Raw genomic sequence first — 26,519 nt, 5'->3', positions numbered from 1 at the left:
TTATGACAACTCCAACCCATCCGCAGCAGGTGGCGAAATCCGCCTCCGCCAAAAAAATGCTGATGAGCGATCTGATGCAAACGATCGGCATTTTACCTATTTTAATTCTGATCGTGGCGGTATTTGGCTTTATCGCCCCTAACTTCTTCACCGAGAGCAACCTGCTCAACATCACCCGTCAGGCGTCAATCAACATCGTGCTGGCTGCGGGGATGACCTTCATCATCTTAACCGGTGGGATTGACCTCTCCGTGGGGTCGATTCTCGGTACTACCGCCGTTGCGGCAATGGTGGTGTCGCTGATCCCGGAATTCGCCGGACTTTCTATTCCGGCGGCGCTGATGCTCGGCATGGTGCTGGGGCTGTTCAACGGCGCGCTGGTGGCCTTTGCCGGGCTACCGCCGTTTATCGTCACGCTCGGTACCTATACGGCGCTGCGCGGCGCGGCCTACCTGCTGGCAGACGGCACCACGGTGATCAACTCGAACATCAACTTCGAGTGGATCGGCAATAACTACCTCGGTCCCGTGCCATGGCTGGTGGTCATTGCTTTGGCGGTCATTGCTATCTGCTGGTTTATCCTGCGCCGCACTACGCTGGGCGTTCACATCTACGCCGTGGGCGGCAACATGCAGGCGGCGCGCCTGACGGGCATCAAGGTCTGGATGGTACTGCTGTTTGTCTACGGCATGAGCGGGCTGCTCTCCGGCCTTGGTGGCGTGATGAGCGCCTCACGCCTTTACAGCGCCAACGGCAACCTCGGTACCGGCTATGAGCTGGATGCGATTGCGGCGGTGATCCTCGGCGGTACCAGCTTCGTCGGCGGGATCGGCACGATCACCGGCACGCTGGTGGGGGCATTGATTATCGCCACCCTCAACAACGGCATGACGCTGATGGGCGTCTCCTACTTCTGGCAACTGGTGATCAAAGGGGCGGTGATCATCATTGCGGTGCTGATCGACAAATACCGTACCCGACACCATCAAAGTGCATAACAACAAAACCCTACAGCTTCGAGGAATACAATATGCGTTTAAAACCGTTAGTGACCGCGCTCTGTGCTGGCGCGCTGCTTGCCGCAACGCCGTTTGCGCAGGCGAAAGATCTGAAGTCCATCGGCGTGACGGTGGGTGACCTGGCCAATCCGTTCTTTGTGCAGATCACCAAAGGTGCCGAGCTGGAAGCGCGCAAGCTGGCGGGCGATAACGTCAAAGTGACGCTGGTCTCCAGCGGTTACGATCTCGGTCAGCAGGTGGCGCAGATCGATAACTTTATCGCCGCGAAAGTGGACATGATCATCCTCAACGCCGCGGATTCCAAAGGGATCGGCCCGGCGGTGAAACGCGCGAAGGATGCCGGGATCGTGGTCGTGGCGGTTGACGTGGCGGCGGAAGGTGCCGATGCGACCATCACCTCCAATAACACCCAGGCGGGCGAAATGGCCTGTAAGTACATTACCGACCGCCTGAAAGGCAAAGGCAATGTGGTGATCATCAACGGACCACCGGTCTCAGCGGTGCAAAACCGTGTGGAAGGTTGCCAGATGGAATTCAAAAAACATCCGGATATCAAGGTGCTCTCGGATAACCAGAACGCCAAAGGCAGCCGTGAAGGCGGTCTGGAAGTCATGACCTCTCTTCTGGCGGCCAATCCGAAGATCGACGGCGTATTCGCGATTAACGATCCTACCGCGATCGGCGCCGATCTGGCGGCAAAACAGGCGCAGCGCAATGAATTCTTCATTGTGGGCGTGGATGGCAGCCCGGATGGTGAAGAAGCGCTGAAGCGGGAAAACTCCCTGTTTGTGGCAACCCCGGCACAAGATCCGCAGGTGATGGCGGCAAAAGCGGTCGAGATCGGCTACGACATTCTCCAGGGTAAACCGGCACCGAAAGAACCGGTGCTGATCCCGGTGACGATGATCGATAAAAAGAACGTCGGTACCTATAAAGGATGGACGGTTAAGTAACCCCTCAGCCTAAACCCTCTCCCCTTTGGGGAGAGTGGGTGGCAAAAAACGCTGGCCGGGCTGCAGGCTTTTATTCGCGAGGGCAATTAATTTAACAATAATTGCGATTTTTCATTACAGTTCTATGAATTTTACATTCCCGAACTACACTCTCTCCATCTGGCATATTCGGCGTGGGCAGCACTCTGTCCGCACGCTTTTCCGAAATGAGATAGAAAGAGGACAAGGGAAAAATGTTCGCAGCCATCATCATCGGTATTTTCATTATTAGCGTTATTTACGCGCATTCACGCGGGAAAGAAAAACAGACGCTGTCTCGTCAGTTGTTCGACCATTCGACGTTCATGGCCCCCATCAATATGTTTATGACGGCGTTCTCTTCCCTGCCCGCCAGGCAGGCTTTCTTTGAGACAGAGCGTTTCCCTGAATTAAAAACGCTGACGGAAAACTGGCAGGTTATTCGTGAAGAGGCTGTGCGTTTACAGGATCATATAAAGGCGGCGCAAAATAATAACGACGCTGGCTTTAACACCTTTTTTAAACGCGGCTGGAAACGTTTTTATCTGAAATGGTACGCCGACGCTCACCCTTCTGCGCAAGCGCTTTGCCCGGTGACCACGCAACTGGTGAGTCAAATTCCTTGCGTAAAGGCGGCGATGTTTGCCGAACTGCCTGCGGGGGCAAAGCTGGGCAAGCATCGCGATCCCTACGCGGGCTCGGTTCGCTATCATCTGGGCTTATCTACCCCGAATGACGATCGCTGCTTTATTGAAGTGGACCAGCAGCGCCATAGCTGGCGCGATGGCGAGGCCGTCATTTTTGATGAGACTTACGTTCACTGGGCAGAAAATAAAACCGATCAAACGCGCATTATTCTTTTCTGTGATATCGAGCGTCCTATGAAGTGGGGCTGGGCACAGGCAGTTAACCATTGGGTAGGGACGACGCTGATGTCTGCAGCCAGCTCACCCAATGATGAGAATGACCGCACTGGCGGCATTAATCGCATTTTTAAATATGTTCATGCGGGGCGCGAACGCGGACAGCGTCTTAAAAAACGAAATCGTAAAGCCTATTATGCCCTCAAGTACCTGTGCATCAGCGCCATTTTTGCCGCCCTTCTTATTCCGGCGATAACATAGACCTTATGCCGCCTGTTCGGGGCGGCTAACATCGGTGGCAAATACATACCCCAGTCCACGAATGGTTTTAATGAGTGCAGGCTGATGCGGATTGGCCTCGATTTTCCGGCGCAGACGCATGATCAGCACGTCAATAGTCCGGTCAAACACCTCCGTGCTTTCGCTGTGGGTGAGTTCCAGCAGTTGATCGCGGCTGAGTACCCGGCGGGCATTTTGCGTAAGCGCCAGCAGCAGGCCATATTCACCCTGGGTCAACGGCACGACGTTACGCTGCGGATCAATCAGTTCACAGCGGGAGGTATCCAGCGTCCAGTTGTCGAAGGTTATCCCCGCTGCGCGTGGCATCGGCGTTTCTGCGGCCAGCACGCCGGTCCGACGCAGGACCGCTTTAACCCGGGCAACCACCACGCGCGGATTAAACGGTTTGCCAATATAGTCGTCGGCTCCCATCTCCAGCCCCACTACCACGTCGGATTCACTGCCCAACCCGGTTAACATGATCACCGGTAGCGCCGGACGCTGCTTTTGCAACTGCAGCAAAACCTGTAACCCATTGATATCCGGCAGCATCATATCCAGCAGGACAAGGGCGATCTCCGGCGTCTGTTGTACCCGGCCTGGCACATCCTGGCCGTTATGGCAGACAAGCACGTCAAAGACGTGTTCACTCAGCACATCCTGCAGCAGTTCGCACACTGCCAAATCGTCATCAACCACCAGAATCGCCGGTTTCATCATATGCTTCCGTCAGGGGATTATGTTAAGTCTGAACCATTCTGCCGTCAGCTCCAGTGAAAGGGCGTTTTCCGTGATGGAAATTCAACCCATGTCACATACCCTGCCCATTCGACACGTCAATTTTGACGATGGTCTGCTTTTCGTCAGGGTTGTGGGCAGGAATACGCCGTAAAGCGCGCAATTACCCCTACTAAAAACATGGCATAGAAGCTGCATTAGTCGGTGCGAAAGATTCGATTAACTGGAGCAGACTGATGAAAAAAGTCGTCACGGTTTGCCCTTATTGTGCCTCAGGTTGCAAGATCCACCTGGTGGTCGATAACGGCAAAATCGTCCGGGCGGAGGCCGCACAGGGGAAAACCAACCAGGGCACGCTGTGTCTGAAAGGGTATTACGGCTGGGATTTTATCAATGATACCCAAATCCTCACCCCGCGCCTGAAAACCCCTATGATCCGCCGCGAGCGCGGTGGCAAGCTGGAAGCCGTCAGCTGGAACGAGGCGCTCGATTACGTCGCCACGCGCCTCAGCGCCATCAAGGCCAAGTACGGCCCGGATGCGATTCAGACGACCGGTTCCTCACGCGGGACTGGGAATGAAACCAACTATGTGATGCAAAAATTCGCACGCGCCGTTATTGGAACCAATAACGTCGACTGCTGCGCTCGCGTCTGACACGGCCCATCGGTTGCAGGTCTGCACCAGTCGGTCGGTAACGGCGCAATGAGTAATGCCATCAACGAGATAGACAACACCGATCTGGTGTTTATTTTCGGCTATAACCCAGCGGATTCTCACCCTATCGTCGCGAACCATGTTATTCGCGCCAAACAGAACGGGGCGAAAATCATCGTCTGCGATCCGCGCAAAATTGAAACCGCGCGCATTGCAGATATGCACATTGCATTGAAAAACGGCTCGAATATTGCGCTGTTGAATGCGATGGGGCACGTCATTATTGAGGAGAATCTGTACGACCAGGCGTTTGTGGCCAGCCGCACGGAAGGCTTTGAAGAGTATCGTAAAATTGTCGAAGGCTATACGCCAGAGTCCGTTGAAGCGATAACCGGCGTCAGCGCACAGGAGATCCGCCAGGCCGCACGCATGTACGCCGGGGCGAAAACCGCCGCCATTCTGTGGGGCATGGGCGTGACCCAGTTCTACCAGGGCGTGGAAACCGTGCGTTCGTTGACCAGCCTCGCCATGCTGACGGGTAACCTGGGCAAGGCCCACGTCGGCGTCAACCCGGTACGTGGTCAGAATAACGTCCAGGGGGCCTGCGATATGGGCGCGCTGCCGGATACCTATCCAGGATATCAGTACGTCAAATTCCCGGAAAACCGCGAGAAATTCGCGAAAGCCTGGGGGGTCGAAAGCCTGCCGGAACACACCGGCTATCGCATCAGCGAGCTGCCGCACCGTGCGGCGCACGGTGAAGTGCGTGCGGCCTACATCATGGGTGAAGATCCGCTCCAGACCGATGCCGAACTCTCTGCGGTACGTAAAGGGTTTGAGGATCTTGAGCTGGTGATTGTCCAGGACATCTTCATGACCAAAACCGCGGCGGCGGCGGATGTTATTTTACCGTCGACGTCATGGGGTGAGCATGAAGGCGTCTACACGGCGGCTGACCGCGGTTTCCAGCGCTTCTTCAAAGCGGTCGAACCGAAGTGGGATCTGAAAACCGACTGGCAGATCATCAGCGAAATCGCCACCCGTATGGGCTACCCGATGCACTACAACAACACCCAGGAGATCTGGGACGAGTTGCGGCATCTGTGCCCGGACTTCTACGGTGCCACCTATGAAAAAATGGGTGAGCTGGGGTATATCCAGTGGCCATGCCGCGATGAGTCGGAAGCCGACCAGGGGACGTCATACCTCTTTAAAGAGACGTTCGACACCCCGAACGGGCTGGCGCAGTTCTTCACCTGCGACTGGGTCGCACCTATAGATAAACTCACCGACGAGTATCCGATGGTGCTCTCCACCGTGCGCGAAGTAGGCCACTACTCCTGTCGCTCAATGACCGGGAACTGCGCCGCGCTGGCCGCGCTGGCAGATGAACCCGGCTACGCGCAAATCAACACTGCCGACGCGGAACGCCTGGGTATTGAGGATGAGGCGCTGGTATGGGTGAACTCGCGCAAAGGGCGAATCATCACCCGTGCGCAGGTGAGCGATCGTCCCAACAAAGGAGCGGTCTATATGACCTACCAGTGGTGGATTGGTGCCTGTAACGAACTGGTGACGGAGAATTTAAGCCCGATAACCAAAACGCCGGAGTATAAATATTGTGCCGTCAACGTGGAGCCCATTGCGGATCAACACGCTGCCGAACAGTATGTGATTGACGAATATAACAAGCTGAAAGCCCGACTGCGTGAAAGCGCAATGGGTTGAAGCGGGTAATTAATTAATGAACAAAGGGAGTGATATATTCACTCCCTTTTTTTATTTCCGCCACCGCGATTATACTGCGCGGCGTGTACCCAGAAGATAAGAATCCATGAAAGCCATTTTTCTGTTGTTATTCTTTATAACCTCGTTCGCCTGCGCGGATGAGATAGGCAGCCAGTATCTGAAGCAGGCGGAAGCGGGCGATGCCCGCGCCCAGTATTATCTTGCTGATACCTACTTCAGCTCGGGGGACCGCACACAGGCCGCGCGGTGGGCCGAAAAAGCCGCAAAAGGTGGCGATGTCGATGCCATGGCGCTGTTGTCGCAAATTCACTTTACGCAGGGGGATTACGCGCAGGCCAAGGCTCTGGCGCAGCAGGCAAACATTGCAGGCAGCAAACGCGGCGCGATCATGCTGGCGCGCGTGCTGGTCAACACTCAGGCCGGTCAAACCGACTATCCCCAGGCCATTAAGCTCCTGCAAACGGCGACTGAAGATATCGACAACGATTCGGCGGTAGACGCGCAGCTGCTGCTGGGGCTGATCTATGCCAACGGCGTTGAGGTGGCTCAGGATGACGTGCGGGCCGCGTCGTGGTTCAAGCGAAGTTCTACCCTGTCGCGAACGGGCTATGCGGAGTACTGGGCGGGAATGCTGTTCAGACAGGGCGAGAAAGGGTTTATCACGCCGAATAAGCAGAAAGCGCTTTACTGGTTGAACCTGAGCTGTACGGAAGGGTTTGATACGGGATGTGAAGAGTTTGATGCGTTGAGCGGGGAGTAAAGCGCCGGGTGGCGGCTTCGCCTTATCCGGCCTACAAAACCCGTAGGCCCGGTAAGCGCAGCGCCACCGGGCATAAGATGTTACCGATCGGCCGTCTTATCAAAACGCCCCAGCACCTCGCGTTCATACGCCAGCGCTTTTTTACGGTCGAATTTGTGTTCCCACTTGGCGATAACCAGCACCGCCAGGGCATTCCCCACCACGTTCAGCGCCGTACGCGCCATGTCGAGGATACGGTCGACACCGGCGATAAACGCCAGACCTTCCAGCGGAATACCCACGCTGCCCAGCGTCGCCAGCAGCACCACGAACGAAACGCCCGGTACGCCTGCAATACCTTTAGACGTCACCATCAGGGTCAGCACCAGCACGATCTCCTGCCACAGCGACAGGTCAATGCCATACAGCTGCGCAATAAAGATAGCGGCGATACTCTGGTACAGCGTTGAACCGTCCAGGTTGAAAGAGTAGCCGGTCGGCACCACGAAGCTGGTGATAGAGGCAGGCGCACCGTAAGCCTCCATCTTCTCAATAATGCGCGGCAGCACGCTCTCAGAGCTTGCCGTGGAGTACGCCAGAATCAACTCATCTTTCAGGATACGGATCAGGATCCAGATGCTCAGCCCGCACAGGCGCGCCACAATGCCCAGCACCACCAGCGCAAAGAACAGGATGGCGAAGTGCACCAGGATCACCAGCTTCGCCAGCGGCCACAGGGAGGCAAAGCCGAAGTTTGCCACGGTCACCGCAATCAATGCGAACACCCCAACCGGCGCGTAGCGCATCACCATGTGGGTCACTTTGAACATGGTTTCGGAGATAGAGCGGAAGACGGTGACCAGCGGTTCACGGTGCGTGGCAGGCAGCGAGGAGAGCCCCAGGCCAAACAGCACCGAGAAGAAGATGATCGGCAACATCTCGCCTTTCGCCATCGATGCCACGATATTGGTCGGCACCAGTGAAAGGATCGTGCCCATCAGGCCGTGCGCATGGCTCTGCACTTCCGCCGTTGTGCTTTGGTATTTCGAAATATCCACCGTGGCCAGCTGCGACATATCGATCCCGGAACCTGGCTGGAACACGTTTGCCAGGGTAATCCCCAGAATAATCGCAACCGTAGTGATCACTTCGAAATAGAGAATGGTTTTCGCACCGATACGGCCTAACTGTTTCGCGTCACCGACCCCGGCAATGCCGACCACCAGCGTCGAGATCACAATCGGCACCACGATCATCTTGATCAAATGAATAAAGATATCGCCCGCCGGGGAGAGCAGGTTGGCAATCAGCCATTCGCGGCTGTCGCTATGATAGTGGAGATAACTGCCCAGCAAGATGCCCAGCACAAGGGCTAGCAAGATCTGCCAGGCCAGGCTGACTTTAACGTTTTTCATAGAAACTGACTTCCTCAATGAAATCTCCGCACCAGCAAAACTGCATGAATATGGAGACATACTGAAAGGGTATGAATTGTGTTGCGTTGGTTTATGGGATTTTTTAACGCGGCGTATGAGTATCATTTGCGCGACCTGTTGCGCAAGCCTTAAAGAACGACGCATTTCACTGGAAAATGACGGTATAACGCGAGTTTGTCATTATCCTGATAAATAACCATTTGTTATAAAAACGCTTTTTTAAATCTAAATGCGAATAATCGTCAGGCTGAATTATTTCCCTTCAAAGTTTCATTCGCTCGTTTTTCAACCTCTTCAAACAATGCGTGATCTGTAGCCCAAATAATAAACAAAGCTTGTAAAGCCCCTACTATTAACGTTTTTGCGACATATTATTAACATCTTACAAGGAGAAAAAAAGCCATGAGCCAAATACATAAACACGACATTCCCGCAAACATTGCGGACCGTTGCCTGATCACCCCGGAGCAGTACCACGAGAAATATCAGCAATCAGTTTCCCACCCTGACGCCTTCTGGGGCGAGCAGGGACACATCCTTGACTGGATCAAACCTTATCAGAAGGTGAAAAACACCTCCTTTGCGCCCGGCAACGTCTCCATTAAATGGTATGAAGATGGCACGCTGAACCTGGCGGCGAACTGCCTGGATCGCCATCTTGCCGAACGCGGGAATGAAACCGCCATCATCTGGGAAGGCGATGATGCCTCACAGAGCAAACACATTACCTATAAAGAACTGCATCGCGACGTCTGCCGTTTCGCCAACGTCCTGCTGGAAAAAGGCATTAAAAAGGGCGATGTGGTCGCTATCTATATGCCAATGGTGCCGGAAGCCGCGGTTGCTATGCTGGCCTGCGCGCGTATCGGCGCAATTCACTCGGTTATCTTCGGCGGGTTCTCACCGGAAGCCGTTGCCGGCCGTATTGTCGATTCCAGTTCAAAACTGGTGATCACCGCCGATGAAGGCGTGCGCGCCGGACGCGGTATCCCGCTGAAGAAAAACGTCGATGAAGCGCTGAAAAACCCGAATGTCAAAACGGTCAGTAACGTTATCGTGCTGAAGCGTACCGGCGGCAAGATCGACTGGAACGAGGGACGTGACCTGTGGTGGAGTGACCTGATCGAGAAAGCGAGTGACCAGCATCAGCCGGAAGAGATGAATGCTGAAGACCCGCTGTTCATTCTTTACACCTCCGGTTCAACCGGTAAACCGAAAGGCGTGCTGCACACCACCGGCGGTTATCTGGTTTATGCGGCCACGACCTTTAAATATGTCTTCGATTACCACCCGGGCGACATCTACTGGTGTACCGCCGACGTGGGCTGGGTGACCGGGCATAGCTACCTGCTCTACGGCCCGCTGGCCTGCGGAGCCACCACGCTGATGTTTGAGGGCGTGCCAAACTGGCCGACCCCGGCGCGTATGTGTCAGGTAGTCGACAAGCACCAGGTCAACATTCTCTACACCGCGCCAACGGCGATCCGCGCGTTAATGGCGGAAGGCGATAAGGCCATCGAAGGCACTGACCGCTCTTCGTTGCGCATCCTCGGTTCCGTGGGTGAACCTATTAACCCCGAAGCCTGGGAGTGGTACTGGAAGAAAATCGGCAATGAAAAATGCCCGGTGATGGACACCTGGTGGCAGACCGAAACCGGCGGCTTCATGATCACTCCTATGCCTGGCGCCACACAGCTGAAGGCCGGTTCCGCCACGCGTCCATTCTTCGGCGTACAGCCTGCGCTGGTGGATAACGAGGGCAACCCGCTGGACGGGGCCACCGAAGGCAACCTGGTGATCGTCGACTCGTGGCCAGGCCAGGCGCGTACCCTGTTCGGCGACCACGAACGCTTTGAGCAGACCTATTTCTCGACCTTTAAAAACATGTACTTCAGCGGTGACGGCGCGCGCCGTGATGAAGACGGTTATTACTGGATCACCGGTCGCGTGGATGACGTGCTGAACGTTTCTGGTCACCGTCTGGGGACGGCTGAAATTGAATCGGCGCTGGTGTCGCATCCGAAAATTGCTGAAGCCGCCGTTGTCGGGATCCCGCACAACATCAAAGGCCAGGCGATTTACGCTTACGTCACGCTGAACCACGGCGAGGAGCCATCACCCGAGCTGTACGCCGAGGTGCGCAACTGGGTACGTAAGGAGATCGGCCCGCTTGCTACGCCGGACGTGCTGCACTGGACCGACTCGCTGCCGAAAACCCGCTCCGGCAAGATTATGCGCCGTATCCTGCGCAAAATCGCGGCGGGGGATACCAGCAACCTCGGTGATACCTCAACGCTCGCGGATCCTGGCGTGGTGGAAAAACTGCTCGAAGAGAAGCAGTCCATCGCAATGCCTTCGTAAATGTTTTCTCCCTCTCCCTGTGGGAGAGGGCCGGGGTGAGGGCATCTGATCGCACCTTCTCCCCTCACCCTAACCCTCTCCCACAGGGAGAGGGAATAACTACAAACACCTACCCTACAAACCTCTGGAGACTCTGTGATGAATGACCATATTTGTCAGCAGATAGAGAATAGTGCGCACTACAGGGAGCTCGTCGAAAAACGGCAACGGTTTGCCTTCATCCTTTCTATCATCATGCTGATTATCTACGTCGGCTTTATTATGCTGATCGCCTTTGCTCCGCACTGGCTGGGCACCCCGCTGCACGCGGGCACCAGCGTCACGCGCGGCATTCCTATTGGTATTGGCGTGATTGTGATCTCCTTCTTGCTGACCGGCGTGTACGTCTGGCGCGCGAACGGTGAATTCGATCGTCTCAACAGAGCGGTACTGCAAGAGGTAAAAGCATCATGAAGCGGATCCTGACGGCGCTTGCCGCCACACTTCCTTTTGCCGCCCACGCGGCGGATGCCATCACCGGCGACGTTCAGCGTCAGCCGACTAACTGGCAGGCGATTGTGATGTTCCTGATTTTCGTCCTGCTGACGCTGTACATCACTTACTGGGCGTCGAAGCGCGTGCGCTCCCGTAATGATTATTACACCGCGGGTGGCAACATTACCGGTTTCCAGAACGGGCTGGCGATAGCGGGCGACTTTATGTCTGCCGCCTCGTTCCTCGGGATCTCCGCGCTGGTTTATACCTCCGGCTACGACGGCCTGATCTACTCCCTGGGCTTCCTCGTCGGCTGGCCGATCATCCTGTTCCTCATTGCCGAGCGCTTGCGCAACCTCGGGCGCTATACCTTCGCTGACGTGGCCTCCTATCGCCTGAAACAGGGGCCCATTCGTACCCTCTCAGCCTGCGGTTCGCTGGTGGTGGTCGCGCTATACCTCATTGCGCAGATGGTCGGGGCAGGTAAATTGATCGAACTGCTGTTCGGTCTGAACTACCACATCGCCGTGGTACTGGTTGGCGTCCTGATGGTGATGTACGTCCTGTTCGGCGGCATGCTGGCGACCACCTGGGTACAGATTATCAAAGCGGTCCTGCTGCTGTTCGGCGCCAGCTTTATGGCCTTTATGGTGATGAAGCACGTCGGGTTCAGCTTCAATAACCTGTTTACCGAAGCGATGGCGGTTCATCCAAAAGGAGAGGCAATCATGAGCCCGGGCGGGCTGGTGAAAGATCCGATATCCGCACTCTCCCTCGGTCTCGGCCTGATGTTCGGTACCGCGGGCCTGCCACACATTCTGATGCGTTTCTTCACCGTGAGCGATGCGCGTGAAGCGCGTAAGAGCGTCTTCTACGCCACCGGCTTTATGGGTTATTTCTACATCCTGACCTTTATCATCGGCTTTGGCGCGATCATGCTGGTAGGGGCAAACCCGGCGTTTAAAGACGCGGCGGGTGCGCTGATTGGCGGCAACAACATGGCGGCGGTGCATCTGGCCGACGCGGTGGGCGGTAACCTGTTCCTCGGCTTTATCTCCGCCGTGGCCTTCGCCACCATCCTTGCCGTAGTAGCGGGACTGACGCTGGCAGGTGCCTCTGCGGTCTCGCACGACCTCTACGCCAACGTGTTCCGTAAAGGGGCAAGCGAACGTGACGAGCTGAAAGTCTCTAAGATCACCGTGCTGGTGCTGGGTGTGGTCGCCATTTTGCTCGGTATTCTGTTCGAGAAGCAGAACATCGCCTTTATGGTGGGGCTGGCCTTCTCGATTGCGGCGAGCTGTAACTTCCCGATCATCCTGCTCTCCATGTACTGGTCAAAACTGACCACCCGTGGGGCGATGATTGGCGGCTGGCTGGGGCTGCTGACGGCGGTGATCCTGATGATTCTGGGTCCGACCATCTGGGTACAGATCCTCGGTCACGAAAGCGCCATTTTCCCGTATGAGTATCCGGCGCTGTTCTCGATTGCCGTGGCGTTTATTGGTATCTGGGTCTTCTCGGCCACCGACAACTCGCCGGAAGGTAACCTGGAGCGTGAGAAATTCCGCGCCCAGTTTATTCGCTCCCAAACCGGCCTTGGCGTTGAACAGGGCCGCGCACACTAAGCCTTTCTCCCCGGTCTCTCAGGCCGGGGAGTTTAAAACATCACCCATGCCACCAGCGGTGCGATTAGCACCATCGTCACGCCAGAGAGCATCATCACCAGACTTGCCACCACGCCTTCCTGCTGACCCAGCTCATACGAACGCGCCGTACCTGCGCCATGAGACGCCGCGCCAAACCCTGCCCCTTTCGCCATCCCCTCCCGAATAGAAAGCCGCAAAAAGAGCATATCGCCCACCGCCATGCCAAAGACGCCGGTCACGACCACAAACAGCGCCACCAGATCCGGCTGCCCGCCGAGCGGTTTAGCCGCTGCCAGCGCAAACGGCGTGGTCACCGAGCGCACGGCCAGGCTGCGCTGAATTTCATCGGAGAGGGTAAACAGCCGCGCCAGCCAGACGGAGCTACAGACCGCCACCACCGTCGCGGTGACGACGCCCGCGCTGAGCGACATCCAGTGGCGTTTGATAATGGCCAAGTTTTCATAAACGGGTACGGCAAAAGCGATAGTTGCCGGGCCGAGCAGCCACAGCAGCCAGTGGGATTCCCCAATGTAGTTCTGCCAGGAAATATGGCCGAAGACCAGCATGAGCACCAGCAGGATGGGGGTGAACACCAGCGGCATGAGCGGCAGCGCGCGAAAGCGGCGGTACAAACGCTTGTTGGCAAAGTAGATTACGATGGTCGCAATCAGACACAGCACGCTTATCTGAACGTTAGTCATGCTTCTGCCTGCTGATTTCAAAGCGATAGACTTTATCCACCACCCAGGCAGTGGCGCCCAATACCATCAGCGTACTCAGGGCGATAACCGCGAAGATGCGCCAGCCGTCGACCATCAGCAGCTGGGCATAGTTCACCACCGCGACCACCGCAGGCACGAAGAACAGCAGCATCTCCGCCAGCAGCCAGCGCGCGCCGGCTCGCACCCAGCTAAGGGGCAACGCGCGACAGAGGATCAGCGTTAGCATTAGCACCATCCCGACCAGGTTGGCGGGTAAAGGCAGGTGCAGCCAGTCGACAAGATATTCCGCGAAAACAAACAGTCCGGCATAGAGCAGTACCTGAACCGGTACCTGGAGTCGTTGCACAACGGCAGGCGTAACACGACTTAACGCCACGGCCATGGGGGTTTTCCTCAAAATTGAGACGAGGCGCCAGTATAGTGAGCGCACGTCAGGGACAGAAATGAATTAAAATCATCGAAGGTATAGTTTCGAGGAATAATCATGGACATAAGAACGCTGCGCTATTTTGTCGAGGTGGTTCGCCAGCAAAGTTTTACCCGCGCAGCGGAGAAGTTGTTCGTTACCCAGCCGACCATCAGCAAGATGCTGAAAAACCTTGAGGACGAGCTGAACTGTACCCTGCTGCTTCGTGACGGACGCAAGCTGCTGCTAACGGATACCGGGCGCGTGGTCTTCGAGCGTGGGCTGGCGATTCTGGCTGAGTTCCGCCAGCTTGAGGCTGAGCTTGCGGATATCAACCACCTTACCAAAGGGCTATTACGTCTTGGCATTCCGCCGATGGTCGGCATGATGATGGCCGGGCCGATTAGCCTCTTTCGTCAGCGCTACCCCGGCGTTGAGCTAAAAATTTCTGAATTTGGCGGCCTGACCGTCCAGCAGGCCGTGATGAACGGCGAGCTGGATGTGGCGATGACGGCCCTCCCCGTAGAGGAAGAGAGCGGTCTGGCGACGCTGCCGCTGTTCAGCCATCCGCTGTGCGTGCTCGTACCGCGCTCCGGTGACTGGCTGCAAATTGACTCGGTGAAACCCGAACTGCTCGGCGAACATCCGTTGCTGATCTACAACGAAGACTTCGCCTTAAGCCGCCAGCTGATGACGCTGTTTAACCAACATAATGTGAAGCCACGCATTGCGGTGCGCAGCGGTCAGTGGGATTTTCTGGCCGCGATGGTTCAGGCTGGCGTGGGGATTGCCATTCTGCCGCAGCCAATTTGCGAGCGGCTGGATAAAAACACCCTGCGCTGGATCCCGCTGGAGAGCGAGCTGCACTGGCAGTTAGGGATGATCTGGCGTGAAGGAGTGTATCTGTCGCATAGCGCGCAGGCGTGGCTGGAGTGCTGTAAGGGGTTTTGGGTGCAGTCTGAATAGTGCCGGGTGGCGGCTTCGCCTTACCCGGCCTACGATTCGAATGTAGGCCGGTAAGCGCAGCGCCACCGGGCAAAAGCGCGCTACTGATTCTCTATCAACAACGCTTCCAGCAAATCCAGATCGTGCAGCAGCTTTTGCAGCGTCTCGTTGCTGATCTGCCGCGTGGCACGCAGATGGTACAGCTCGGCACGCTCTGAACGCAGCGCCGCCAGGCGGAACCGGCGTTCCAGGTTTTCCTCCTGCAGCGAGCTTTCCACGTCATTACGTCCGTCAGCCCGACGGCGCAGGTTACCAATCACGCGGGAACTCACTTCCGTCAGCAGCTGATTATCGATGTTCTCGTCTGTATCCGCCGCCAGACGCTCTTCCATTTTCTGAATAGCGACTATCGCCACTTCGGCGGTAGCCGCACGCGCAATACGCTCCTCTTTATGCTGTTGGGTCGAATCCCCGGCGTCAATGTGCTGCAGTAAAATCGGCAGCATCACCACGCCCACGAACAGCGAGAAGAGGATCACGCCTGCCGCCAGGAACACCAGCTCGTAGCGCGCCGGGAAGACATCGCCCGTCGGCAGCAGCAGCGGAATAGAGAGCACACCGGCAAGGGTGATCGCCCCACGCACGCCAGCGAAAGAGGCAATCAGCAGCTCGCGTGTGGTCCAGGAGCCAAACTCCATCGGCTTTTTCGTCAGGAAGCGCACGCTGAATTTCTTCATCGTCCAGAGCCAGCCAAAACGCACCAGCATCAGTGCCATGTAGATCAGCACGATGTCGGTAAACAGCATCCAGACTTCAACGTTCGGATCGGCCTCTGCCGCAATCAGCGAGGACTCCATAATGCCCGGCAGTTGCAGGCCCAACAGCAGGAATACCATGCCGTTAAACACAAATTCCAGCATCGCCCAGGTGCTGTTGGCACGCAGACGCATTGCCAGCGGCGCGCGGCGCATCACGCCGGAGCGGGTAATGGTCATCCCTGCCGCTACCGCCGCCAGAATGCCCGATACGCCAATATGTTCGGCAATCAGGTAGGAGGCAAACGGCAGCAGGAACAGCAGTACTATTTGCGTGGCGGGTTCATCACCGCCCCAGCGGCTGAGGAAGCGCAGGGAGCGACCATACAGCCAGCTCACCACAAAGCCCGCGAGGATACCGCCAATCGCCACTTTGAAGAATTCCAGCGTCGCGCCGCCAATGGTAAAGACCATCGTCCCCATGGCAACCGCCACGGCAAACTTCAGGGCGACCAGACCAGAGGCGTCATTCATCAGCGCCTCGCCCTGCAAAATCCCCATGATTTTCTTCGGAATACGACCTTCACCCACAATGCCGGAAAGCGCCACGGCATCGGTTGGCGAGAGCACGGCGGCCAGCGCAAAGGCGGGGATTAACGGGATACCCGGTACGGCCCAGTAAATCAGGAAGCCAATCCCGACGACGGTGACGACAACCAGCGCCAGCGCCAGGCCGAAGATCTCTCGCCCGTGCTCAAGGAATTCGCGCGTGGGCGTTTTCCAGCCATCAGCAAACAGCAGTGGCGGAATAAACAGCACGAGGAACAGTTCGGGGTCAAATTCCACGTGCAGGCCAAACGTCGGCCACGCCAGCAGCGCGCCGATGGCAATTTGCATTAATGGCAGGGGGACCTGAAAGGGCAGTACGCGTGTAACCACCCCGGATAATGAGACCACAAGGGTCATGATGAGTATTGTGAAGAAGATTTCCATGCGTTCCCTGTTTGCTGTGTTACTTATGTACTACGGAAGGCGTCGTGCCTTTTATTCTATCTTCTTCAGAGTAACGCAAAAGGCAACGGGATGAGCTCTGAAAATAAAAACGGGCGGCCTGAGCCACCCGTTTTCGCATCAATGGACAACTTAGATGGCCCAGCCGCCCGCGTAGAATGCCACCAGCGCAACGGCGATCACCACGGTGCCGATGTTCAGCTTGCGCCATTCACCAGAGACCAGACGACCAATGACCAGCGACGCGAAACCGATCATGATGCCGGTTACGATGTTACAGGTCAGCACGATAAACACGGCGGTAATCAGGCCAGACATGGCATCCACGAAATCCGCAAAGTCGATCTTCGCCACGTTGCTCAGCATCAGCAGGCCGACATACATCAGCGCTGGCGCGGTCGCGTAAGCCGGTACCAGATAAGAGAGCGGAGAGAGGAACAGGATCAGCAGGAACAGCACGCCGACGGTGATGGCCGTCAGGCCGGTTTTACCGCCTGCTGCCGTGCCCGCTGCGGACTCGATATACACTGCCGCAGGCGCTGCGCCCACCAGTCCTGAGAAGACGCTGCTCAGGGAGTCAGTCGTCAGGGCTTTGCCGCCATCAATAATCTGACCGTCTTTATCCAGCAGGTTAGCCTGACCGGCCACCGCGCGAATCGTACCGGTTGCGTCAAACACGGCGGTCATCACCAGCGCCAGCACGCTTGGCAGGATTACCGGGTTAAGCGCACCAACGATATCCAGGCTGCCAATCAGAGAATTGCCCTTGTCATCGCTCAGCGACGGCATGGCGAAAATACCGGAGAAGTGGACGTTCGGATCGAAAATCAGGCCGACAATGGATACACCGATAATGGTCAGCAGAATGCCGCCCGGCACTTTCAGTTTTTCCAGACCGATAATCACCGCCAGACCGATCAGCGACATGATCACCGGGAAGCTCGCGAAATGCCCCAGCGCCACCGGCAGGCCGTCCAGCGGGTTCTTGATCACCAGGCCCACGCCGTTAGCGGCAATCAGCAGCAGGAACAGACCGATGCCGATACCGGTGCCGTGCGCCACGCCCTGCGGCAGGTTGCGCAAAATCCAGCTACGAATGCCGGTAGCAGAGATAACGGTGAACAGCACACCCATCAGGAACACGGCGCCGAGTGCGACCGGTACGCTGATCTGCTGACCCAGCACCAGGCTGAACGCGGTGAACGCGGTCAAAGAGATGGCGCAACCAATCGCCAGCGGCAGGTTCGCCCACAGCCCCATCACAATGGAGCCCACACCGGCCACCAGGCAGGTCGCGACAAAAACAGCTGCTGGCGGGAAGCCCGCTTTACCCAGCATGCCCGGCACAACGATGACGGAGTAAACCATCGCCAGAAACGTTGTCAGACCGGCAACAACTTCCTGACGCACGGTGCTGCCGCGAGCCGAAATTTTAAACATGGCGTCAAGTGAACCGCCGGTACGCGCAGATGGCGTAGACATAGAAAACATCCCCTGAGAGTTTTTATAGAACGTTCATAAGCGTGGTGGAGACGCCACTGCCAGCTAAACGTCAAATCCTTGTCTTGCGTTTGCGACGAAAGGGCGTCACAAAAAAAGCAAACGTTTAGCTCCGCGCTTAAAAACGGGTGGTCAAATTAAGGCAAACGATTATCCAGCCTAAACACCGCCCTTTTCAACTGAACTTTATCGTTTTTCGCTAAAATTCGCTTATGACGCTGAAGAAATAAACAGAGGATGCGCAAACGTTATCGTCTATGCGCAATTTGTTTACATTTAATCCTCACCCGGGATGGATAATGGCCCACCCTGTTCCAGGGTTCGCTTCCAGCCGGGACTGTTGTCGACCTTTTGCTTCCAGGCCTCAATATGCGGCAGATTGTCTATGCCCCCACGCGCCAGCAGGGCAAAGATCGGGAAACTCATCTGAATGTCGGCCATGCTGAGCGCGTCCCCGGCAAACCAGCTGTTTTGAGCGAGATGCGAGTCAATAAAGCGCGCATGCGTTTCCAGCTGGGGATTGAGATACGCTTTCTGCACCCCCTTACCCAGCGCCTTGCCCAGGAGTCGGATGCCTGGCGGCACGGGCGGCTTGCCGAGGCTGTTGAAAACCAGCTTCATTAACAGCAGTGGCATCAGCGATCCTTCCGCGTAATGCAGCCAGAAGCGGTATTGCACCTTATGCGCCGGATCTAACGGCTTAAGGCGCGATTCGGCATCATAGGTTTCCTGGAGGTACTCCAGAATGGCACCCGATTCCGCGAGGATCAGTCCGTTATCTTCGATGATGGGTGATTTGCCCAACGGATGCACCTTTTTGAGAGCCTCCGGCGCCAGCATGTTCTTTTCGCGCTGGTAGTGAACGATCTCATAAGGCAGGGCGAGTTCTTCCAGCGCCCAGATCACACGATGTGAGCGCGACTGGTTAAGGTGATGTACCGTGAGCATGGTCTTCTCCTGTGATTCATACTTTTTAACTATAGAAAATTGAACAACACCGCGAAAAAAATTCGGCTAAAAACCGGTCAGAGACGCTGGCGAAAAAACCGATCTTGCATAGAATTAAAGTGTCAGCACAATCCGGAACCTCACCAACCAGCTCGACACGAGGGGTGCTGATGTCGGGGGAAACCCTCCCGTGAACCAGCGGGATAGAGAGAAAGACAAAGACCGGGAAAAACTAAAGCGCCCTTAGTGGCGCTTTAGTTCTTTATAGGGTGCGTGTGTATGCCGGGTGGCGGCTGCGCCTTACCCGGCCTACGTTCGCAGGTGTTGTAGGCCGGGTAAGCGACGCGCCACCCGGCAAACAGGCCGCACAACCTCAATCTTCTTCCAGCAGCCGCGCCCCTGTCCCCTGCTCGCCCAGCCTGTCGCCAGGGTTCCGCAACGGGCAGTCGCTACGGGACAGACAGCCGCAGCCGATACAACCGTCCAGTTCATCGCGCAGCGCAACCAGCGTATGAATACGTCTGTCCAGCTCTTCACGCCACTGGGAGGAGAGCTCTTTCCACTCTTTCGGGCTCAGCGTGTGGCCCTCTGGCAACACCCCAAACGCCTCACCTATCGTCGCCAGGGGAATGCCGATTCGTTGCGCAATTTTGATAATCGCCACATAACGGAGAACGTCACGGGTATAGCGGCGCTGGTTTCCGCCGTTACGGATGCTTTTAATTAACCCTTTGCTTTCATAGAAGTGGAGCGCCGATACCGCAACACCGCTTCGCTTTGCCACTTCGCCGGGGGTTAAAAGCGCTTTAATACGCGGCAATCTCTTTTCCATAAAACCTCTTTACCTCAAGTTAACTTGAGGAATTATACTCCCCCGCAGAGAAAACGACGAATCAACCAAGAAAGTTGTATCTACAGAGGGGCAACCTTATGTCGCATCAGCAGATTATTCAGACACTTATTGAATGGATTGATGATCATATCGATCAACCGTTGAACATTGATGTGGTCGCTAAAAAGTCGGGCTATTCGAAATGGTATTTACAGAGAATGTTCCGCACGGTTATGCATCAAACCCTGGGAGAGTACATTCGTCAGCGCAGATTGCTGCTGGCGGCGCAGGCGTTACGCTCAACGCAGCGACCAATTTTTGATATCGCGATGGATCTTGGCTATGTGTCGCAACAAACCTTTTCCCGCGTGTTTCGCCGCGAGTTTGACCGTACGCCGAGCGACTATCGCCACCAGTTGAATTAATCACCCATAGTGCAAAGGTTGCTGCTGCCAGGTCATAAATTCCTGGGGCGGCATCGCTTTCGCGAAGTGCCATCCCTGACAGAACTGGACGCCACGCTTCAGCAACCAACTCACCTGCTCTGCCGTTTCGACCCCTTCCGCAATGGTTTTAAGCCGCAGGCTTTGCGCCATCTCGATAATATGCTCGGCGATCAGGTGGCTGGTGCTGTTGGTCGTTAGAGTATCAATAAACGATTTATCGATCTTCAGAATGTCGACGTTCAGCGAATAGAGGTTGTGCAGGTTCGAGTAACCGGTCCCGAAATCATCGATCGCCACTTCATAACCCGCCTGCCGGAAAGCCTGAATCACCGGAGTGGTTTTGGGCACATCAATGAACCCACGTTCCGTCACTTCGATTTTGATTTGCTGGGCACGGACGGCATAGTGGCGCGCCTTGTCAGAAATCATGGCGATCAGCCGCGAGGAGTGGAAATCCGTGGCCGACAGGTTAATTGAAATATAGAGATGCGGATGCTCAGCCAGGAAATGACCCAGATCGCTGAATACCTCCTCAACGACATAATCCGTAATCCGCTCGCTCATTCCCTCTTTTTCAGCCAGCGGAATAAACTCAGCCGGACTCATCACCTGCCCGTTGAAACCCGGCCAGCGCAACAACGCCTCTGCCCCCACGCACTGGTTGTTCTTGATATCAATAATCGGCTGATAGTGCAGGCAAAGCTGTCGTTTGTGCAACGCCCGATGCAGCAACCGCCCTGGCGAATTAAGCTCGCGGTGCGTCCGCGACCATACCAGCAAAATAATAATGCTGCAGATCATCCCCAGCGGCAGCGTCAACGTCGCCTGATGGTAGAGCGTTTCGTAAAAACGCTTATTTGACGTCGACACGATAGCGGCAATAGGCCGTTTCGGTGATTTCACGACGGTATAGAAACGGTTATCTTTTTGAAATACCGATTCCTTATCCTGAATCATCGAATTTAATAAAGAAGGATTAGCTTTCTGGCTAACGGAAAAGAATGCATTGGTTACCGTGTCGTACACTCCCCAGGAGAGAGAATGATCGGTAGACATCACTTCGCTGTAAGAAAGCGGATTGACCACCACGACATAATTTCCACGCTGCATATATGTCATTTTATAGCCAGTATAAAATGGCGTGTCGCGAAAATAATAGATAGCGATGTCAGGTTTACGGGTGTAATTGGCAATCGGGATCGCGTAAGGTTGGTCCGGTGTAAAAACGGTTGAACAAAGAAAATTCTGACCTTCTGCATAAATTAAATCAGCGACAAACAGGCGGCCACGCACAACGTTCAACATATATTGGCGATGTTCCGGTGTACAAAGTTTACCCTGATATTTTTCGGCCTCGTCCCGGGCCAGATCAACTTGTTGAATAACCAGTTCTGTTTTGTCTAAAGCCAGTTCAGCAAATGTACGGAGCTGAGCGCTTGTTTCCGACACGGCTCTTAGCTGGGCAAACCATAGGGCAAGCATCACCGGCAGCATAACTACCATGATGATCCCTACTACCCTGAGCATTTTGCGCCGCGCGCTACGATTCATTTCCCGCCCTATATCCCTGCATGTTGTACGCCTGTAGTAATGAAGGCCGGATGCTTTGTTAAACAGGTGATTACGTTGCATGAATCATGCGAAGTTAGCAACTGACTTTTAGTATTAAAAATCTTAAATTTCGTTATGACGATAATATTTTCCCGTAAGCTAAACTGTAAGTATTCGTTCCGTTTCAATTAAGGGAAATAATTATCCAGCGCACATGTGGGGTTTGAAGATAACACAACAGAGAATCGATGTTTTATAAATGCCCGGCTATTACCACATTATTTTCAGGATGAGCAAAAAATAACGTGCCACTTATAAAAACAACGTGGCTGGCCCATCGTGTGTCCGCTCAGCCAGGTATCGGGACCCAGGTACCCGGCACCATCGCCTTTTTTGCGTAATAAAATCCCCATTTTGAACGCTCAGACGCTGGCGAATAAATCAACAAATGTGATATAGTTCACACATATTCTGTAACGAGAAACACCGTTTCATTCAGTTCGTCTGTTTTGTAGAGGATGGGTTCTATGGCAACCATTACTACCAGCATGGTTCTCCTGCGCTGGCCTTTGTTGAGCGCGGTACTGATGTTTTTAGCCAGCACGCTGAACATTCAGTTTCGTAAATCTGACTACGCGGGTCTTGCGGTCATCAGCACTCTGCTGGGACTTGGCGCGGCTTGCTGGTTCGCAACGGGCCTGTTGGGCATCACCCTGCTGGATATTGCCGCTGTCTGGGAAAATATTAAAGTCGTGATGGTAGAGGCAATGAGCCACCAGCCACCAGACTGGCCAATGGTGATTACCTGATTCCTGTATAAACAAAAAACCCAGACGATGTCTGGGTTTTTTGTTTGAGCATCCGTTGATCAGAACGGGATGTCGTCGTCGAAGTCCATTGGTGGCTCGTTAGACGGTGCCGGAGCAGACTGCTGCTGCGGACGAGACTGCGCGCCGCCGCTGAACTGGTTGCCGCCCTGTGGCTGCTGAGGCTGACCCCAACCGCCCTGCTGCTGCTGACCGCCACCTGCTGGTGCACCACCGCCCTGACGGCCGCCCAGCATCTGCATGGTACCGCCAACGTTTACCACAACTTCGGTGGTGTACTTCTCAGCGCCGGACTGATCGGTCCATTTGCGGGTGCGCAGCTGGCCTTCGATATAGACCTGAGAACCTTTACGCAGATACTCACCGGCAACTTCTGCCAGTTTGCCAAACAGCACCACGCGGTGCCATTCAGTCTGCTCTTTCATCTCACCGGTCGCTTTATCACGCCAGGATTCGGAAGTAGCCAGCGTAATGTTGGCAACTGCGCCACCACTCGGCATGTAGCGTACTTCCGGGTCCTGGCCCAGATTACCGACGAGAATCACCTTGTTTACGCCTCTGCTGGCCATGTTCGTGTCTCCTGAATACGTTTCTTAATAGTGTAAACGCGCGAGTGTACCATTTCCACGCGGCAATTTGCATAGTTGCGTAGTCGGTTCCGAAATCTCACGCGAACTCGACATTGTTACACAGCGAATCAGAAAATGCATTCCAATACTGTATATTCAAACAGGTTAAATTGTGTCATAATTAGCCGTTTCTGACAGCCGTTTGTCCTTCAAACAAACCAGGCAATCCGTGTTTCAACCGGGAAAGGTGAATGGATAAGATCGAAGTTCGGGGCGCCCGCACCCACAATCTCAAAAATATCAACCTCATAATCCCTCGCGACAAACTCATCGTCGTGACCGGGCTTTCGGGGTCTGGCAAATCCTCACTGGCTTTCGACACCTTGTATGCCGAAGGACAGCGTCGTTACGTTGAATCTCTCTCCGCGTACGCGCGTCAGTTCCTGTCGCTGATGGAAAAACCGGATGTCGATCATATTGAAGGGTTATCGCCTGCGATCTCCATCGAGCAGAAGTCGACTTCGCATAACCCGCGTTCAACGGTCGGTACCATTACTGAAATTCACGACTACCTGCGTCTTCTGTATGCGCGCGTGGGTGAGCCGCGCTGCCCGGACCACGACGTCCCGCTGGCGGCGCAGACCGTGAGCCAGATGGTGGATAACGTGCTGTCGCAGCCGGAAGGCAAACGCCTGATGCTGCTGGCGCCAATTATTAAAGAGCGTAAAGGCGAACACACCAAAACGCTGGAGAACCTGGCAAGCCAGGGCTATATCCGCGCCCGTATTGACGGCGAAGTGTGCGACCTGTCGGATCCGCCAAAACTGGAGCTGCAGAAAAAGCACACCATTGAGGTGGTGATCGATCGCTTTAAGGTGCGTGAAGACCTCGCGACGCGTCTTGCGGAATCGTTCGAAACGGCGCTGGAACTCTCCGGTGGTACCGCCGTTGTTTCCGATATGGACGACCCGAAAGCGGAAGAGCTGCTCTTCTCCGCCAACTTTGCCTGCCCGATTTGCGGCTACAGCATGCGCGAGCTGGAACCGCGTCTGTTCTCGTTCAACAACCCGGCAGGCGCATGCCCAACCTGCGACGGCCTGGGCGTACAGCAGTATTTCGACCCGGACCGCGTGATCCAGAACCCTGAGCTGTCGCTGGCAGGCGGCGCCATTCGCGGCTGGGATAAGCGTAACTTTTACTACTTCCAGATGCTGAAATCGCTGGCGGAGCACTATAAGTTCGACGTGGAAGCCCCGTGGGCCAGCCTGAGCCCGAACGTGCACAAAGTGATCCTGTTCGGTTCCGGTAAAGAGAACATCGAGTTCAAATACATGAACGATCGCGGTGATACCTCCGTGCGTCGCCACCCGTTCGAAGGGGTGCTGCACAATATGGAGCGCCGCTACAAAGAGACCGAATCCAGCGCGGTACGCGAGGAGCTGGCGAAGTTCATCAGCAACCGCTCCTGTGCCACCTGTGAAGGCACGCGTCTGCGTCGCGAAGCGCGTCATGTCTTTGTCGAAAACACGGCGCTGCCGACCATCTCAGACATGAGCATCGGCCACGCGATGGACTTCTTCAACAACCTGAAGCTCTCCGGTCAGCGCGCGAAAATAGCTGAAAAAGTGCTGAAGGAGATTGGCGATCGTCTCAAGTTCCTGGTGAACGTGGGTCTGAACTACCTGACGCTTTCCCGCTCGGCAGAAACGCTGTCCGGCGGTGAGGCCCAGCGTATCCGCCTGGCCAGCCAGATTGGCGCAGGCCTGGTGGGCGTGATGTACGTGCTGGATGAGCCGTCAATCGGCCTGCACCAGCGCGACAACGAACGTCTGCTCGGCACGTTGGTCCACCTGCGCAACCTCGGTAACACGGTGATTGTGGTGGAGCACGACGAAGACGCGATTCGCGCTGCGGATCACGTGATCGACATTGGTCCTGGCGCGGGCGTACACGGCGGTCAGGTGGTAGCGGAAGGGACGCTGAAAGACATTATGGCGGTACCCGAGTCGCTGACCGGCCAGTACATGAGCGGCAAGCGTAAGATTGAGGTGCCAAAACAGCGCGTAGCGGCAGATCCGGAAAAAGTGCTGAAGCTGACCGGCGCGCGCGGCAACAACCTGAAAGATGTGACGCTGACGCTACCGGTTGGCCTGTTTACCTGCATCACTGGCGTGTCCGGTTCCGGTAAATCGACGCTGATTAACGATACCCTGTTCCCGATTGCGCAGACGGCGCTGAACGGTGCGACGCTGGCCGAGCCCGCGCCGTACCGAGACATTCAGGGGCTGGAACATTTCGATAAGGTTATCGACATTGACCAGAGCCCGATTGGCCGAACCCCTCGCTCGAACCCGGCGACCTATACCGGCGTCTTCACGCCCGTACGTGAACTGTTCGCCGGCGTGCCGGAAGCGCGTTCACGCGGTTACACGCCGGGACGGTTCAGCTTTAACGTGCGCGGCGGCCGCTGTGAAGCGTGCCAGGGCGATGGCGTCATTAAAGTTGAAATGCACTTCCTGCCGGACATCTACGTCCCATGCGACCAGTGCAAAGGTAAACGCTATAACCGCGAAACGCTGGAAATTAAGTACAAAGGCAAGACCATCCACGAAGTGCTGGACATGACCATCGAAGAGGCGCGCGAGTTCTTTGACGCCGTCCCTGCGCTGGCGCGTAAGCTGCAGACCCTGATGGACGTCGGTCTGACCTACATTCGTCTGGGGCAGTCCGCCACTACGCTGTCGGGCGGTGAAGCCCAGCGCGTGAAGCTGGCGCGTGAGCTCTCCAAACGCGGCACCGGTCAGACGCTGTATATTCTGGATGAGCCGACTACCGGTCTGCACTTTGCGGATATCCAGCAGTTGCTCGACGTGCTGCATCAGCTGCGCGATCAGGGCAACACGATTGTGGTCATCGAACATAATCTGGACGTGATTAAAACCGCGGACTGGATTGTCGATCTCGGCCCGGAAGGCGGCAGCGGCGGCGGTGAAATCCTCGTCTCCGGTACGCCGGAGACCGTTGCAGAGTGCGAAGCCTCGCACACCGCGCGCTTCCTTAAACCGTTGCTGTAATG

Annotated in this window: 22 protein-coding genes; 12 read left to right on the top strand and 10 right to left on the bottom strand. The window is 55.7% G+C overall.

Going from position 1 to position 26,519, the window contains the following annotated elements:
* Nucleotides 1–2 precede the first annotated feature (2 nt).
* The 3 genes from L383_RS03855 (at nt 3) to lpxO (ending at nt 3,114) form a co-directional block, all read left to right on the top strand.
* Nucleotides 3–998, top strand: a complete 996-nt coding sequence (locus tag L383_RS03855) for an ABC transporter permease subunit (protein ID WP_014882171.1) — start codon at nt 3–5, stop codon at nt 996–998.
* A 32-nt stretch (nt 999–1,030) separates the two neighbouring features.
* Complete coding sequence (locus L383_RS03860; RefSeq protein ID WP_014882170.1) at nt 1,031–1,972, top strand: ABC transporter substrate-binding protein; 942 nt, start codon at nt 1,031–1,033, stop codon at nt 1,970–1,972.
* Nucleotides 1,973–2,205: 233 nt separating this feature from the next.
* Nucleotides 2,206–3,114 (top strand): lipid A hydroxylase LpxO, encoded by a 909-nt coding sequence (lpxO, locus tag L383_RS03865; protein ID WP_014882169.1) that lies wholly within the window; start codon nt 2,206–2,208, stop codon nt 3,112–3,114.
* Nucleotides 3,115–3,117: 3 nt separating this feature from the next.
* On the opposite strand, the gene L383_RS03870 is transcribed toward lpxO, so the two are convergent.
* On the bottom strand, nt 3,118–3,849 hold the full coding sequence (locus tag L383_RS03870; RefSeq protein ID WP_032629669.1) for a response regulator: 732 nt from the start codon (nt 3,847–3,849) through the stop codon (nt 3,118–3,120).
* A gap of 257 nt (nt 3,850–4,106) precedes the next feature.
* On the opposite strand from L383_RS03870, the gene fdhF reads away from it, so the two are divergent.
* The gene (gene fdhF / locus L383_RS03880) at nt 4,107–6,254 is read left to right on the top strand and encodes a formate dehydrogenase subunit alpha (protein WP_078309985.1); all 2,148 of its coding nucleotides are present in this window, start codon (nt 4,107–4,109) and stop codon (nt 6,252–6,254) included.
* 106 nt (nt 6,255–6,360) lie between these two features.
* Nucleotides 6,361–7,035, top strand: a complete 675-nt coding sequence (locus L383_RS03885) for a tetratricopeptide repeat protein (RefSeq protein WP_023331811.1) — start codon at nt 6,361–6,363, stop codon at nt 7,033–7,035.
* 80 nt (nt 7,036–7,115) lie between these two features.
* On the opposite strand, the gene gltP is transcribed toward L383_RS03885, so the two are convergent.
* Nucleotides 7,116–8,429: a glutamate/aspartate:proton symporter GltP gene (gene gltP, locus L383_RS03890; protein ID WP_014882165.1), complete on the bottom strand. Its 1,314-nt coding sequence runs from the start codon at nt 8,427–8,429 to the stop codon at nt 7,116–7,118.
* Between the two features lie 423 nt (nt 8,430–8,852).
* On the opposite strand from gltP, the gene acs reads away from it, so the two are divergent.
* The 3 genes from acs (at nt 8,853) to actP (ending at nt 12,910) form a co-directional block, all read left to right on the top strand.
* The gene (gene acs, locus L383_RS03895) at nt 8,853–10,811 is read left to right on the top strand and encodes an acetate--CoA ligase (protein ID WP_023331810.1); all 1,959 of its coding nucleotides are present in this window, start codon (nt 8,853–8,855) and stop codon (nt 10,809–10,811) included.
* A gap of 138 nt (nt 10,812–10,949) precedes the next feature.
* Nucleotides 10,950–11,264, top strand: a complete 315-nt coding sequence (locus L383_RS03900; protein ID WP_014882163.1) for a DUF485 domain-containing protein — start codon at nt 10,950–10,952, stop codon at nt 11,262–11,264.
* Nucleotides 11,261–12,910 carry a cation/acetate symporter ActP gene (gene actP, locus L383_RS03905; protein WP_014882162.1) on the top strand — a complete coding sequence of 550 codons (1,650 nt, stop codon included), beginning with the start codon at nt 11,261–11,263 and terminating at the stop codon, nt 12,908–12,910. The genes L383_RS03900 and actP overlap by 4 nt, the downstream gene beginning before the upstream one ends.
* A gap of 32 nt (nt 12,911–12,942) precedes the next feature.
* Here actP and L383_RS03910 read toward each other — a convergent pair whose 3' ends face one another.
* A complete protein-coding gene (locus L383_RS03910; RefSeq protein WP_023331809.1) occupies nt 12,943–13,632 on the bottom strand; it encodes an LrgB family protein in 690 nt (229 codons plus the stop codon).
* Entirely contained in the window at nt 13,625–14,035 is a 411-nt protein-coding gene (locus tag L383_RS03915) for a CidA/LrgA family protein (RefSeq protein WP_014882160.1), read from the bottom strand. The genes L383_RS03910 and L383_RS03915 overlap by 8 nt, the downstream gene beginning before the upstream one ends.
* A 102-nt stretch (nt 14,036–14,137) precedes the next feature.
* Here L383_RS03915 and L383_RS03920 point away from each other — a divergent pair, with 102 nt between their 5' ends.
* Nucleotides 14,138–15,025 carry a LysR family transcriptional regulator gene (locus L383_RS03920; RefSeq protein WP_023331808.1) on the top strand — a complete coding sequence of 296 codons (888 nt, stop codon included), beginning with the start codon at nt 14,138–14,140 and terminating at the stop codon, nt 15,023–15,025.
* A gap of 80 nt (nt 15,026–15,105) precedes the next feature.
* Here L383_RS03920 and L383_RS03925 read toward each other — a convergent pair whose 3' ends face one another.
* The 4 genes from L383_RS03925 to soxR form a co-directional block, all read right to left on the bottom strand.
* On the bottom strand, nt 15,106–16,752 hold the full coding sequence (locus L383_RS03925) for a Na+/H+ antiporter (protein ID WP_014882158.1): 1,647 nt from the start codon (nt 16,750–16,752) through the stop codon (nt 15,106–15,108).
* A gap of 150 nt (nt 16,753–16,902) precedes the next feature.
* Nucleotides 16,903–18,252, bottom strand: a complete 1,350-nt coding sequence (gene ghxP / locus L383_RS03930; protein WP_014882157.1) for a guanine/hypoxanthine transporter GhxP — start codon at nt 18,250–18,252, stop codon at nt 16,903–16,905.
* Nucleotides 18,253–18,546: 294 nt separating this feature from the next.
* The gene (locus L383_RS03935) at nt 18,547–19,218 is read right to left on the bottom strand and encodes a glutathione S-transferase family protein (RefSeq protein ID WP_023331807.1); all 672 of its coding nucleotides are present in this window, start codon (nt 19,216–19,218) and stop codon (nt 18,547–18,549) included.
* A gap of 373 nt (nt 19,219–19,591) precedes the next feature.
* Complete coding sequence (gene soxR, locus L383_RS03940) at nt 19,592–20,050, bottom strand: redox-sensitive transcriptional activator SoxR (protein WP_023331806.1); 459 nt, start codon at nt 20,048–20,050, stop codon at nt 19,592–19,594.
* Nucleotides 20,051–20,148: 98 nt separating this feature from the next.
* Here soxR and soxS point away from each other — a divergent pair, with 98 nt between their 5' ends.
* Nucleotides 20,149–20,475 carry a superoxide response transcriptional regulator SoxS gene (soxS, locus tag L383_RS03945; RefSeq protein ID WP_008503387.1) on the top strand — a complete coding sequence of 109 codons (327 nt, stop codon included), beginning with the start codon at nt 20,149–20,151 and terminating at the stop codon, nt 20,473–20,475.
* Here the strand turns inward: soxS and L383_RS03950 are convergent, their stop codons facing one another.
* Nucleotides 20,476–22,047, bottom strand: a complete 1,572-nt coding sequence (locus L383_RS03950) for an EAL domain-containing protein (RefSeq protein ID WP_023331805.1) — start codon at nt 22,045–22,047, stop codon at nt 20,476–20,478. It lies immediately after the preceding gene.
* A 527-nt stretch (nt 22,048–22,574) separates the two neighbouring features.
* Here L383_RS03950 and L383_RS03955 point away from each other — a divergent pair.
* Nucleotides 22,575–22,856 (top strand): YjcB family protein, encoded by a 282-nt coding sequence (locus L383_RS03955; RefSeq protein WP_014882153.1) that lies wholly within the window; start codon nt 22,575–22,577, stop codon nt 22,854–22,856.
* A 59-nt stretch (nt 22,857–22,915) separates the two neighbouring features.
* Here L383_RS03955 and ssb1 read toward each other — a convergent pair whose 3' ends face one another.
* A complete protein-coding gene (ssb1, locus tag L383_RS03960; protein WP_014882152.1) occupies nt 22,916–23,443 on the bottom strand; it encodes a single-stranded DNA-binding protein SSB1 in 528 nt (175 codons plus the stop codon).
* Between the two features lie 251 nt (nt 23,444–23,694).
* On the opposite strand from ssb1, the gene uvrA reads away from it, so the two are divergent.
* On the top strand, nt 23,695–26,517 hold the full coding sequence (gene uvrA, locus L383_RS03965; protein ID WP_023331804.1) for an excinuclease ABC subunit UvrA: 2,823 nt from the start codon (nt 23,695–23,697) through the stop codon (nt 26,515–26,517).
* The last annotated feature ends 2 nt before the right edge of the window (nt 26,518–26,519 follow it).

The organism is Enterobacter sp. MGH 37 (genome assembly GCF_000534515.1).
GTDB lineage: Bacteria > Pseudomonadota > Gammaproteobacteria > Enterobacterales > Enterobacteriaceae > Enterobacter > Enterobacter kobei.
The sequence above is the reverse complement of the archived record's forward strand: the minus strand, read 5'-3'. Positions and strand labels throughout refer to the sequence as shown.